The sequence below is a fragment of the Pseudomonas sp. FP2309 genome, assembly GCF_030687575.1.
In the GTDB taxonomy this organism is placed as follows: domain Bacteria; phylum Pseudomonadota; class Gammaproteobacteria; order Pseudomonadales; family Pseudomonadaceae; genus Aquipseudomonas.
Map to the genome: position 1 here is coordinate 2,949,517 of NZ_CP117439.1, position 12,738 is coordinate 2,962,254.

9 protein-coding genes and 6 pseudogenes are annotated in these 12,738 nt (G+C 54.3%); 10 read left to right on the plus strand and 5 right to left on the minus strand.

All coding sequences use genetic code 11. The features are described from left to right. Positions 1–352 precede the first annotated feature (352 nt). Positions 353–1,030, plus strand: a complete 678-nt coding sequence (locus tag PSH59_RS13395) for a TetR/AcrR family transcriptional regulator (protein WP_305392880.1) — start codon at positions 353–355, stop codon at positions 1,028–1,030. A 626-nt stretch (positions 1,031–1,656) separates the two neighbouring features. Here the strand turns inward: PSH59_RS13395 and PSH59_RS13400 are convergent. Further along, entirely contained in the window at positions 1,657–2,658 is a 1,002-nt protein-coding gene (locus PSH59_RS13400; protein ID WP_305392881.1) for an amidohydrolase family protein, read from the minus strand. A 383-nt stretch (positions 2,659–3,041) separates the two neighbouring features. Here PSH59_RS13400 and PSH59_RS13405 point away from each other — a divergent pair. After that, a pseudogene (locus PSH59_RS13405) lies at positions 3,042–3,188 on the plus strand (chemotaxis protein); the annotation flags it as partial. A gap of 80 nt (positions 3,189–3,268) precedes the next feature. On the opposite strand, the pseudogene PSH59_RS26350 reads toward PSH59_RS13405, so the two are convergent. Further along, positions 3,269–3,532, minus strand: a pseudogene (locus PSH59_RS26350) (hypothetical protein); the annotation flags it as partial. A gap of 64 nt (positions 3,533–3,596) precedes the next feature. Between PSH59_RS26350 and tnpB the strand changes: the two are divergent. From tnpB to PSH59_RS13425, 4 genes and pseudogenes are all read left to right on the plus strand, one after another. Beyond that, positions 3,597–3,671 (plus strand): annotated as a pseudogene (gene tnpB, locus PSH59_RS13410) (IS66 family insertion sequence element accessory protein TnpB); the annotation flags it as partial. A 12-nt stretch (positions 3,672–3,683) separates the two neighbouring features. Next, a pseudogene (locus PSH59_RS13415) lies at positions 3,684–4,472 on the plus strand (IS66 family transposase); the annotation flags it as partial. After that, positions 4,470–4,877 (plus strand): annotated as a pseudogene (locus PSH59_RS13420) (FAD-dependent oxidoreductase); the annotation flags it as partial. The pseudogenes PSH59_RS13415 and PSH59_RS13420, both read left to right, overlap by 3 nt. A gap of 69 nt (positions 4,878–4,946) precedes the next feature. Next, the gene (locus tag PSH59_RS13425) at positions 4,947–5,177 is read left to right on the plus strand and encodes a hypothetical protein (RefSeq protein ID WP_305392882.1); all 231 of its coding nucleotides are present in this window, start codon (positions 4,947–4,949) and stop codon (positions 5,175–5,177) included. On the opposite strand, the gene PSH59_RS13430 is transcribed toward PSH59_RS13425, so the two are convergent. Next, positions 5,158–5,709 (minus strand): TetR/AcrR family transcriptional regulator, encoded by a 552-nt coding sequence (locus PSH59_RS13430; protein ID WP_305392883.1) that lies wholly within the window; start codon positions 5,707–5,709, stop codon positions 5,158–5,160. The two genes, PSH59_RS13425 and PSH59_RS13430, sit on opposite strands and share 20 nt — an antisense overlap. 235 nt (positions 5,710–5,944) lie before the next feature. Here PSH59_RS13430 and PSH59_RS13435 point away from each other — a divergent pair, with 235 nt between their 5' ends. From PSH59_RS13435 to PSH59_RS13450, 4 genes and pseudogenes are all read left to right on the plus strand, one after another. Continuing rightward, the gene (locus tag PSH59_RS13435; RefSeq protein WP_370694427.1) at positions 5,945–6,481 is read left to right on the plus strand and encodes a sugar O-acetyltransferase; all 537 of its coding nucleotides are present in this window, start codon (positions 5,945–5,947) and stop codon (positions 6,479–6,481) included. 233 nt (positions 6,482–6,714) lie between these two features. Then, complete coding sequence (locus tag PSH59_RS13440) at positions 6,715–7,860, plus strand: MFS transporter (RefSeq protein ID WP_305392884.1); 1,146 nt, start codon at positions 6,715–6,717, stop codon at positions 7,858–7,860. Between the two features lie 462 nt (positions 7,861–8,322). Beyond that, positions 8,323–9,288 carry a DMT family transporter gene (locus tag PSH59_RS13445; RefSeq protein ID WP_305392885.1) on the plus strand — a complete coding sequence of 322 codons (966 nt, stop codon included), beginning with the start codon at positions 8,323–8,325 and terminating at the stop codon, positions 9,286–9,288. After that, a pseudogene (locus PSH59_RS13450) lies at positions 9,257–10,232 on the plus strand (IS3 family transposase); the annotation flags it as partial. The gene PSH59_RS13445 and the pseudogene PSH59_RS13450, both read left to right, overlap by 32 nt. Before the next feature lie 90 nt (positions 10,233–10,322). Here the strand turns inward: PSH59_RS13450 and istB are convergent. Together istB and istA are read right to left on the minus strand one after the other, a co-directional pair. Continuing rightward, the gene (istB, locus tag PSH59_RS13455; protein ID WP_305392886.1) at positions 10,323–11,078 is read right to left on the minus strand and encodes an IS21-like element ISPsy14 family helper ATPase IstB; all 756 of its coding nucleotides are present in this window, start codon (positions 11,076–11,078) and stop codon (positions 10,323–10,325) included. Positions 11,079–11,098: 20 nt separating this feature from the next. Beyond that, complete coding sequence (gene istA, locus PSH59_RS13460) at positions 11,099–12,613, minus strand: IS21 family transposase (RefSeq protein ID WP_305392887.1); 1,515 nt, start codon at positions 12,611–12,613, stop codon at positions 11,099–11,101. Positions 12,614–12,738: the final 125 nt, after the last annotated feature.

The window sequence follows — 12,738 nt, forward strand, 5'->3', positions numbered from 1 at the left end:
TATTGAAACAGCCGCCGGCTTTTTGATTCAAGCAATTACGCAAGCTTCAATTTTGCAAATGGATATCCATGTGTGCAGATGCAGCAATCCAAAGCAGTCGTCATCTGACCCCAATTTTTCAAATATACGCACGGTCTTCGCCGGCGTTTAAGAGGTTCTCAACACGGAACAATCACTCTAGGCCGCATTAAAGATACAGATCAGTACCATTATCTGTCAAGGGCTATGGTTGTGGGTTCGGCGATATCGGTCAGCAGGCAGCCTATTGCCTGCTGACCGCTGACAGGTAGATGATCTGCACATATGGCATAATTCGTTTTTTACATCTCACAGAGGCTGGAAAGGGGACAAAATGAGCGGTAAAGATTATGATAATCATTACAGGTCTATACCTAGGCCCAAGCTTGGAAGGCCCAAGGCTTCAAACGTCGCAGAAATAAATTTGCGGATTCTAGATGCAGCCACTCAACTTTTTTTAAATCAAGGTTTTAGCAGGACGGCGCAAGATCAGGTGGCTGAGAGCGCACGTGTAAGTAAGACTACTTTATATAATCGATTTCCGACGAAAGAATTATTGTTCGACGCTGTAGTTCAGAGCTGTCTTGATAAATTTTATGAGCCGGTTACGTCTGGGCAGATTCAAGGAACCGTTGAAAGCAAGCTAGTGAAAGTTGGAGAACTGCTGGTTGAGTCAAACCTCACCAATTTCGTGATTAGACTTATGCAAATGATACTTGCAGAAACCATGCATTTTCCACGGTTGACTCGTGATGCATATCAGCGGGGACTCAGCGAGGGGGTCAAGAGCGTTGCGGAAGTCCTAGCATCAGGTGAGCAAGCCATCTCCGAAAATTTGGCAATTGAGATAGGCAGACGATTTGTCGAAATGGCGTTGCATCCGCTATTTCTGAGCGCGCTCTTCAATAGCGACTTAGACTCCTTGCGCATTAAATCAATTAACGATATCGCGCAAGTGTCCCGGATGCTGGCCTGGGACGCCGATCAAATCGAAATTGATATCGCCAAGTGACTGCTGGTTAGAGTTTGCCCCAGGCACATCTCGGAACTGATCTTCCGAGATAGAGGCCATGCCGTCGGGGCCTGAGCCCTTCGGCATGAAGCGATAATGATACCATACTGTACCTTTTGTAGGTGGCGTCTATGAACTGTCTTATCGTCTGTCTTTCCTAGGAAAAATCGATTGTCAAGATAAAAAACTCTACAGATAGTGCGATATTCATGATAAAAAAATTTTGCTGGCTTCAGCTTTTTTGAGGGTTCCTCTCAGTTGAATGGGACAAGCAGGTTCAAAGATTTTCAAGTAATTGTATTTGAGAACAAGGATCCTGATATAGCGCTCATCCCTCATTTGAATTATCAGCACTTCACGAAAAGCAGAAAGAGTGGGAGATACGGCTTCTTCCCACTACGAGGCTGATCCGACTGTATAGTTTGTCGGTCACCCTTACATGGCGCGGTGATCGACTTACTAGCTTTCGGCTCTCTGTAAACACGGATGATTGGTTTGGGTGAAGGTACAGTCAGCGGGAAAGCGGTGGCGATGATAGAGTGGGTTATTTTCTGTCATCACCCGCCATCGCGCATCAAACTCCAGATTCCGTTAAGTTGACGATGCCGCCTGGTCCTCCGAGATTCCTATGGTTTGATCTTGAACAGCCGCTGCGCATTGCCGGACATGATCATCTCCTTTTCCTCTGCGGAAATCGGTGCGTTGCGTATCCATTCGGCACCGATCTCCGACGATTCGTAGGGATAGTCGATCGCAAACATGACACGATCTGCGCCAAGAGCTTCGATCGCAAATTTGAGCACTTGATCCCAGAACATTCCGCTCGTCGTGATATGGATGTTCGATTTAATGTATTCGCTCGGCTTTCGCTCCAGCTTGACCATGCCCGGCGGAACCTGACCTTGGGACATCATCATTTTGTAGATGTTGTCGAAGCGAAATAGCCAAAAGGGCAACGACTCGCCCATATGGCCCAAAACGACCTGTAGTTCGGGGAACCGATCGAACACTCCCCCCAACACCATGCGAGTGGCATGGAGGCCAGTTTCGGCGGCAAATCCCCATATCGCGCCAGAAAGTCCATAGGGCATCATTGGTTTGCACATGTCGCCAGACGGAAAGGTCGGGTGAATATAGACAGGAGCCTGACAGCGCTGGGCTGCCTCGAGAATAGGATCAAACTTCCGTTCGTCCAGATATTCTCCATTTGTGTGCGAATTAATGATAATGCCGTGCATTCCCAATTCGGTCATTGCACGTTTGACCTCGTCAGCAGCCCGCACGGGATCCTGTGGCGCAATGGCGGCCAAACCGGCAATGCGCGTCGGATGCTGCCGGATCAAGCTGGCCAAATAATCATTCGTTTGCTTGGCCAAACTCGTCCCAAGGTCGGCGTCGAATAGCTGAACACCTGGGCTCGTCAACGACATGAGGTGCATATCGACACCGTTCGCATCCATGTTTGCGAGACGCGTTTCAACGTCGCAAAGACCTCTGGCCGCTTCCGGCTTCGTCTGGAAATAGGCGGCATAGCGCACGTTGTCAGAAGTGCTCGTCGAAGCGAACTTGCCAAGAGCTTCCAGATATTCCGGAGTGGCGAAAGCCTCCTCGGTCGCGATCATGTGCATTTGTGGCTCCTCAACCATTTTTCCAAGCTCTCTTCGAAAAGGCCATCGCCAGCTTGCAGCAGGCGAGAGTTCGAAATTCCGGTCAGCTTACAAGTCCGAAATACTGATGGTATAGCATGATGTGGGTTAAGGATGCATGTAGAAACCGGTCACAAGGGCATTTCGAAGGGAAGGTGGTGTGGAATTAACGGGTCTGGGCATCGTCAACTTAAGTCGGTATGTCCAACGCGCAATTTCCGTGACAACACCGGGCTTTTACTAAATTCCGGACGTGGTACCTGAACAGGCGATCCGGCCCAATAGAGCTGGATATCTGCTCCAGCCAACTGCACCCAATCCCAGGCTCGCCATATCGGCGGGCCTTTTTCATTTCTGGAGTAACAATGGACCCGACCGACCTCGGCCCAGGCCCAGCTACCTGGCTGGGCGGCACGGGCAGAACCCTACTGGGTGGCTTCCTCTGGTTGAGGAAATTCCCCTCCCGGGATGCGACCGACCGCGCCATGGACAACGCCGATATTGGCACCCTGCCGCTGTTGGCCGTATGGAAAGGAAGATCGAAGCCCTGACTGGGATAACCACGCGGTGGTACAAGGAACCTGCCGCCTATTGTGAGTTCGACGCATGTAAAGAGCGCGAGCCCTAATGCTTCGATGCGTTTCACGCGCAGTCGATCCTGTGGTCGATGTCGGTAGCGCCGAAGCAGGTCCCACCAGAGCGCAAATAGGGCTTCGTAGAGCAGGGCGCGCCACCACCGCAGGTAAGGTCGTGCGGATTCGAATGCCTGCTGCCAGACTTCGAAACTACCCAGCGCAGCGCGGCCGATCCATGCGACCAGTGCGGCGGTCACCGAAACCGCGTTAGCCAGGGTGATTGCGGTGTTTGGTGCGGCGAAGCCGCACTGTGCTTATCTATTTGCCAACCGTCGTGCCACTTGCATGAAGGTTCTAGTCCACGACGGCTTGGGTATCTGGCTGGCGGCTCGCCGGTTGAATCAGGGTAGGTTCCACTGGCCAAGCATTCGCGTGGTGCACTCCGATGAAACACCGGTACAGGTGCTCATGCCGGGCGCGAAGAAAACCCATCGTGGCTAAGTCTGGGCCTACGCGACCACCGCATCAGCCGATATCAGCGCAGTGGTGTACGACTTCAGCCCAAGCCGCTCGGGCGAGCATGCGCGCAACTTCCTGCAAGACTGGAAAGGCAAACTGGTGTGCGACGATTTTGGTGGCTACAAGGCCAGTTTCGCATTGGGCGTCACAGAAATCGGTTGCATAGCCCACGCCCGGCGCAAGTTCTTCGACCTGCATGCCAGAAACAAGAGCGCGCTCGCCGAGCAGGTACTGCACTCTATCCAGTTGCTATACGAAATCGAAAGTGAGATCCGCGACCTGAAGCCAGATTTACGGCGACGAATACGGCAAGAAAAAGCCGTCCCCGTGATGGATAGGCTGCACGCCTGGATGATCGCCCAGCGTGAGCTTGTGCATGATAGCGCGGCCATTGCCGAGGCTCTGGATTACAGCCTGAAACGCTGGCCAGCATTGTCACGTTATCTGTACGACGGCGCGGTGCCTATTAATAACAACCACATCGAGCAACAGATCCGGCCATGGGCTCTTGGACGCAAGAATTGGCTCTTCGCCGGATCGTTGCGCAGCGGCAAACGCGCGCCGATGTTGATGAGCGTGATCCAGTCGGCGAAGCTCAACGGGCATGACCCATATGCTTACTTGAAAGACGTTCTGGCGCGACTGCCAGCACAGCGTGCAAGTGACGTCGCCGAGCTGCTGCCGCATAAATGGGCTCCGATCCTGATCGATAAGCTGCACGCCCGTGTCGCTGAAGGCAAGATCATCCTCAAGCTCAACGCGACCCTGGACGAAGTCCTGGGCGACAACATGGGTGTGACCGGTGCTCGCCTGAAAAACAACGACGGCAGTTTCGACGAGCTGAACGTCGAAGGTGTGTTTATCGCCATCGGCCACACGCCGAACACATCGTTGTTCGAAGGCGTGCTGGAAGCCAAAGACGGTTACCTGGTGGTACAAGGCGGCCGTGAAGGCAACGTCACCGCGACCAACATCGAAGGCATCTTCGCTGCCGGCGACGTGGCCGACCACGTGTACCGTCAGGCCATCACCTCGGCCGGCGCCAGTTGCATGGCGGCATTGGATGCCGAGCGGTACCTCGACGGTTTGAAAGACGCTGCGTTCTGAAACCGTTGAAATAAAAAAACGGCTGAAACACAGGCCGGTTTTTTGCGCTCGGCGGGCCCGCGCCATGCGATGTTTACGCAGGCAGGGAAGAACGCTTACGTCGTGAACGAACTCGACAGTAGTGTAACGGTTACGTCTAAGATGCTGAACACGGGTCGCTCAAACTTCAGGAAATCATCTCCACACTGCGAACGAACTTCACACGTAATATACTTCCCGGATAGGCACGGATATGCAGGCCTGATAACGCCTTCATCTCTCTGTCTACCACTAATAACTATTACAAATCCGATAGCATAACTATCATTTTGTGAGCGTCTTCACGAGCAATGGGGATTACTGATCGATGAAGAATTATTCCTTCAATCAAAGCATCTAGCGCGACTGCTGACAAGGGGGAGAAATAGAGTTCGAGTGACCCTCTGATTTCAAGCATCCAGTCTTTCATAACATTCTTCATAACAGGGCTACGACACGCAAAACTATAGAGCTCGCAAGTCAGTTGGATCGTTCTAGTGCCGAATGTGGATCTTTCAAAGATAACATCCACAATCGCATGGCAAGCATCTTCTTTATTGTTTGCTTTTCGAATTGCTGCTGCAAATCGAGTAGAAACGCATTGAGCCAACAGCTGAAACGCCTCCAGCAGTAGCTCCTGCATGCTCGGGAAGTAGTGCGTAAGTGAACCGAGAGGCACGCCCGAGAGTTCGGAAATTTTTCGGTACGTTGTGCATGCAATCCCGTGAAGCTCGATGCAGTCTAGGGTTACCTTGAGGATATGCTCCCTACGATGAGGGTCTTGCTGCCAAGTCTTACGTTTCTCAGTCGTCATGCATGCTCCTATCTTAGCCGGTGATATTAGCATAGGACGTCAAATCGTACAACTGTACGATTTCATTGACCTTAATCAGCGCTGGCGGTAGGATAGAAATCGTACATCTGTACGGTTTCCAGTGCTGAGCAAGAGGCCGAAACGAATTGCTCCTAGAAAGGAAACTTCTTGAATGAACAAATTAACCGGTGTTGTTGATGGTTTTTTGTATGACGCAAATTTCGACGAATCGCTTATTAGTTTGAGGAAGAAGACGAAGACACTATGCGGTCTGTTCAACGCCACAGCGCCAGATGAAGACCTTGTCAGGTTAGAACTCATCAATGCTATTTTTGGCGGGTGCGGCAGAAGTCCTATCATCGAGCCACCTTTTTATTGTGACTACGGTACAAATATCACCATCGGTGATAACTTTTATGCGAATCATGGGTTAGTTATTTTAGACGGAGCGGAAGTAGTCATTGGGAGTAATGTTTTCATTGCGCCGGGAGTTGGAATCCATACGGCAGGTCATCCGGTGGATTTTGATAGACGGAATCAAGGTATGGAATATGCGCTGCCCGTCACGATAGGCAATAACGCATGGATAGGCGCTTCAGCGACAATTCTTTCTGGTGTGACTATTGGTTATAATTCGGTTATTGGTGCCGGCAGCGTAGTCGTTAGGGACATCCCAGCGAATGTTATTGCGGTAGGAAATCCTTGTCACGTGATTCGAGAAATTACCTCTGACGATGCCATGCGGAATGATTTCCGGCGCACCAGAAATTAATTAATCACAAGCCGGCAAGCAGCCATTGCCAACGCGGCTGTGCGCTGAAGCGTATCGGCAAAGCTGCCAGCGAAAAACTCGGCTACCCACGGGGCGTCTTTACTTTCGAGCGCTACATCTGTGAGAAATGGGCCTCGCTCTCAACGTCGCATGCGTCAGCAAACTTTTTCATTATCAGTCTGCGACGTCAGTTACGGGCATGGCGTCTGTCTGCCAACTACAGGCTTTATTAGATGAATAGTACGGAACAAGCTTTTTTTACCTCTAGTACGCTATCTGCTTCCAGATATGCTTTCTTCCTAGCGGGATCTTGTATGGGCGCATGGGCACCTTTGGTTCCATTTGCCAAGGAAAGGGCGCAGATAGGTGAGGCGGAACTTGGTCTGCTACTCTTGGGCCTTGGTACCGGATCAATGTGCATGATGCCGTTTGTGGCCCGTTTAGCGAATCGAATTGGCTGCAGAACTACTGTCTATCTTGCAAGCGCTGTTACCGCTGTTGCCCTTGTTGGCCTGGCAACTGCTACTTCATATTGGGCGCTCTTGGCTTTTTTGTTTCTGTTTGGGGCCGCCATTGGTACAGCCGATGTAAACATGAATCTTCAAGGCTCGCTTGTCGAGCGCCACCACGGCAAGCAGATGATGTCTGGCTTTCATGGGCTAGCCAGCGTCGGAAATATTTTCGGCGCGGGCACGGTAAGCCTACTGCTTTGGCTAGGCCTCAATCCCGTACAGTCAATCCTTATGTTCGCCCTGGGATTGGGCGTGGCGCTCTTATCTCTTGGTCGTCACATGCTCCCGTTCGCGGAGCTTGAGGGGGCGCCAGCCAAAATGAAGCCAACCAAGCTGGTGTTGCTATTGGCGGGGCTGTGCTTCATCGCTTTTCTGGTTGAAGGTTCTATGCTCGACTGGAGTGCCGTCTATCTGACTTCGAGCCGGGACGTGGAGCCTGATATTGCGGGCATTGGGTACGCCGCATTTTCGGTGACCATGGCAGTAGGGAGACTGTTAGGCGATTGGATCGTAAGCAAGGTCGGCTCGCGGGCAGTGCTACTGGCAGGAAGTATGTTGGCAATGGGCGGCATGGCGTTGGCGGTGGGCATCGACCAATGGATAGTTTCGGTTTTCGGGTTCGTACTCGTCGGATTAGGGATCTCGAATCTCGTTCCGATATTTTGCTCTAAGGCCGGGCATCAGACTGTAATGCCCGTCGCTCAAGCTCTGGCTGTCATCAATGCAATCGGATACCTAGGCATACTGATGGGGCCGGCTGCGATTGGATTTATCGCTCATGCTACGTCCCTAAGCTTCTCTTTGCTCTTCACCTCTGCGTTACTGATCCTCGTCCTCTGCGGCGCCAAGATCGCATCATACAAATAGCGTTGAGTCTCCAGGTGATGGCCGTTTTGGGGCACAGGTGCCGATCACTTTTATTTTCCCTAGAGATGAACCTGTTGCCGCGTTGAAGCGGCGGAGATTCTCTCGCCCTGCGACTTCAGGCAAAGCTCCATAAGCGCCCAGTGTAGAAATAGTGTAAGCGTCCGCCAAAATCACCTTGCCTGACTCAGGCAAATACCCCGAAAGGGTGGTGAGGGATCTTCCTTCACTGTGGCAACGGGTGAACGGTAAATCGCTGGGAAAGAGATCTGCTGGAATGATCATTCGGCGCGGCGATGCTTGTTAATCTCCTCGTAGATATTTGAGGTTCCAAGACAACCCGCCAGCATCAGCGTTCATGATTGCCAACATCCTTTTACTAAATTATCGTAGAACATTCTGGGTACCGCTGACATACAGTTCTTGGTAAGGCATTCGGTATAAATGCCTGCCTAGGGGACAGCTATGTCGTACCGAACCTTCTGGTCAACCGCGCTTTTACTGGTCACAGCTGTCTGGGGCTGGAGCTTTGTAGCTAAGCACGAAACGCTGACAAACATGGCCCCATCCACGCTGAACGCATGGATGTTTACCTTAGCGGCTTTAGCGCTCCTTCCATTTTCAATCCGCTCATTTCGATATCTGAATCGGCGTGATTGGGCGAGTGCGGTATTTGCCGGAATAGTCCTCTTTGTCGCTTTCTCACTGCAGACTTCAGGGACAGCCCTCACCACGCCCTCCAATGCCGGGTTCATCACGGGCTTGTGCACTGTTTTCACTCCATTGTTTGTTTATTTCATAGGCAAAGGACGCCCAAGTCCTAAGCAGGCTGCCGGAACAGTGATTGCCGTATTTGGGCTCGGTTTACTGAGCCTTGACGGATTCGCGCTGCACTATGGTGATCTACTGATTTTGGGGTGTGCGGCATGCTTCGCATTACACATTGTGATTGTCTCAACGTTCGCAACACCCGCCATTTCCATGGCATCAACTTCAATCCAGCTAGGGCTGGTTGGCTCGCTTTCTTTGATATGGAGCTTGGCCGGTAACCAGTTTTCTTTTCCCAGCGCGCTCCCCACGACAGTTACGATCCTTTCGCTGGGGCTGTTCGCTACTGCCTTGGCTTACGCCATTCAGAATCGCGCTCAGGCTGTGCTTACCCCTGAAAAGGTCGCCCTAATACTTATTTGCGAACCTGTGTTTAGTGGGGCTTTTGGTTATCTCCTCGCTGGAGATCGTTTGCCCCCTGAACGACTTGCAGGGGCGGCGCTAATCCTTCTGGGCATTGCAGTCACGGAGCTTAGAATCGCGCGTACGCAAGGGGACGACAAAACGTGTAGTGATCTAATGAAACCGGACACCCATCTAGGCGAGAATGCTCGCCAGAACGAGGTGTCAGATGACCAAACAACGCCGTACCTTTTCCCCTGAATTCAAACGCGAGGCTGCCGACCTCGTTCTCAAGCAGGATTACAGCTTCATTGAGGCCAGCCGCTCGCTTGGTGTCGGCGAGTCGGCTTTGCGCCGATGGGTCGACCAAGTGCAGCAAGAACGCACGGGCGTCACCCCGCAGAGCAAAGCGCTGACCCCGGAGCAGCAGAAAATCCAAGAGCTGGAAGCCCGAATTGCTCGCCTTGAGCGGGAAAAGTCGATCTTAAAAAAGGCTACCGCGCTCTTGATGTCGGAAGATCTCGAGCGTTCGCGCTGATTGACCAGTTGAGCATCCACGAGCCGGTTGATTGGCTGTGCATGGTGTTTGAAGTGACCCGCTCGTGCTACTACGCTCGGCGTCTCAGGCGCCGCACACCGGATGTAGAACGCCTTCGATTGCGCAGTCGGGTGAACGAGTTGTTCACCCAAGGCCGCAGTGCTCCCGGTAGCCGTAGCATCATGGCCATGATGCAGGACGACGGCGAGCAGATCGGGCGATTCAAAGTGCGCAGCCTGATGCGCGAGCTGGAGTTGGTCAGCAAACAGCCGGGATCGCATGCTTACAAAAAGGCGACGGTCGAGCGGCCCGACATTCCTAATATTTGGAACCGGGAGTTTGACGTGCCCGCTCCTGACCACGTCTGGTGTGGCGATATCACTTACATCTGGGCTCAAGGGAAATGGCAGTATCTGGCGGTGGTGCTGGACCTTTTTGCCCGCCGTGTTGTGGGCTGGGCGTTGTCGGGAAAGCCGGATGCGGACTTGGTCATCAAGGCCTTGGACATGGCTTACGAACAGCGAGGGAAGCCTCAAGGTCTGCTGTTCCACTCCGACAGGGCTCGCAATATGGAAGCCGGAGTTTTCGTCAGCGCCTTTGGCGATATCGCATGCGTCAGAGCATGAGCCGGCGAGGAAATTGTTGGGATAACGTGCGGATTCCACGCCATCCGGACACTCAGCCCACGAACATCCGGACACTCGTTCCACGCTCATTCGGACAGGCAGTCGGAGCGCGGCGACGCAGGTTTGCATTGTTAGTCTGAAGTCCCTGCCGTCGTCAATTTCGTTGCGCGCCTGCGCATCGATTCGCCCTTCAGTTCGATCCGATAAGCGTTGTGCACCAGCCGGTCGAGGATCGCATCGCCCAAGGTCGGATCGCCGATCAGCGCATGCCATTTATCCACCGGCATTTGGCTGGTCACCAGCGTCGAGCGGTTACCGTAGCGGTCGTCCAGCAGTTCGAGCATGTCGCGCCGTTGCGCAGCGGTAAATGGCGCCAAGCCCCAGTCGTCCAGGATCAGCAAGTCGGTCTTGGCATAACCCCCCATCAGTTTCGCGAAGCGCCCATCGCCGTGGGCCATGCCCAGCTCTTCCATCAAGCGCGGCAGGCGCAGATAACGCACGCTATAACCGTCGCGGCAGGCCTTGTGAGCGAGCGCGCAGGCGAGCCAGGTTTTGCCTACACCAGTCGGGCCGCCGATGATCAGGTTCAGGCCGTCGCGCAGCCACTGGCCGCTGCCCAGTTGCAGGACTAGAGATTTGTCTAGGCCGCGCGGGCTGCGGTAGTCGATATCTTCCAGGCAGGCGTTATGGCGTAGTCGTGCGGCTTTGAGACGCGTACTCAGGCGCGCATCTTCACGCTCGGTCAGCTCGCGGTCGACCATCAGGCCGAGGCGTTCGTCGAAGCTGAGATCGTTGATGTCAGGCGTTGCGTGTTGTTCGCCAAGCGCCTTGATCATGCCGTGCAGGCGCAGGGTTTGTAGCTTGTCGAGTGTCGGATTGGGCAGCATGTTCGTGCTCCTTCTTCAGGTCAGTGGTAGTAGCCAGGGCCGCGCAGGTTGATGTGTTCGTCGGGCAGTAACGGCAGGTTTTGCTGGGCCAGCGGTAGTCGCTCCAGGCCTTGGCGCAGGATCGATTCGAGGCTTTTATAGCTACATGCGCCCAGTGCCAGCGCACGCTGGCAAGCGGCTTCCAGCCGCGCTTCGCCGTGCTGCTTGCTCAGGCGCAGGATGCCCAGGCAGGCGCGGAAGCCATGCTGCGGGTGGATTCGGCGTTCGAGGATGTGGGCGATAACGCCAGCGGTGTTCGGCCCGGTCTGCTCAGCCCAGCGGATCAGCCGCTGGGGCGTCCACTCGGCGTGTTCGCGGTGACTTTTGGGCATGTGCTCGGTGTGGGTGGTGTGGCGGCCTTTGTGCGGCGAGCGCAGATGGCTGGCCACGCGCTGGTTGGCGTGGAAGCACTCGACGGTCTGTGCAGTCAGTCGCACTTCGAGTTGGTGCTTCACCAGTTGGTATGGCACCGAGTAGAAGTGACCGTCGACCTCGACGTGGTAGTCGATGTGCACCCGCACCTTTTTCCACTCGGCGTAGATGTAAGGGTGTTCCGGTAGCGGTTGCAACGCCGGTTGGTCGATGGTCTCGAAGGCCGAACGGCGTGAGCCGGGCAGCTTTTTGAAGGGCTTTTGGTTGAGGCGATCCAGCAGCAGTCCGATGGCCGTGTTGAGTTCACCCAGCGAAAAGAACTGCCGATTGCGCAGCACCGCCAGGATCCAGCGCTCGACCACTTGAACACCGACTTCGACCTTGGCTTTGTCCTTGGGTTTTCGTGAGCGAGCAGGCAATACGGCGACGCCGTAGTGCTCGGCCAGATCGCGGTAGCTGGGGTTGATATCGGGCTCGTAACGGTGCGCCTTGGTCACGCCACTGCACAGATTGTCGGGCACCAGGATCTGTGCGGTGCCGCCGAAAAAAGCAAAACAGCGGGCGTGCGAGCCCAGCCAGTCGGGCAGTTTCTGCGACCAGGTCGCCTCGGCGAAGGTGTAGCTGGAGGCGCCGAGGACGGCGACGAATATCTGGGCCTGGCGGATCTCTCCGGTTCGCCGGTCGATGATCGGCACGGTCTGACCCGCGTAATCGACGAACAGTTTTTCGCCGGCGCGATGTTCCTGGCGCATGACCACGTCGACCTTGGCCGCCCAGAGGCGGTAGTGCTCGCAGAACCAGCTGTATTGGAAGCCTTGGGGATGGGTGAGTCGGTACTCTTGCCAGAGCAGGGCCAAGGTTACGCCGGGGCGGCGTAGCTCGGCGTGGACATGAGCCCAGTCCGGCGTCGGACGTTGGTCGCTTGGCGCGGGTACTGCCGGCGGAAAAAGACGTCGATTCAGCTCGGCATCTGAGAGATCGATGGGCCACTGAAGCCCGCTGGCAGCGAACCGGCAAAGGTAGTCTCCCGCACTCGAATGGCCAATGGATAAACTTTTGGCGATCTTGCGCACGGACAGGCCGGCGTCGAACTTTAGGCGTAGTACCTCTCGGATTTTACGCATGGATAAACGCTCCACGACGACCTCTTCGCTTCGAAAAAAGAGGCCGATGGTAGTGAATAATCCTGCGTTGCTGCCTGCCTGAAAGTGTCCGGATGGCCGTGGAATCGGTGTCCGGATACTTGTGG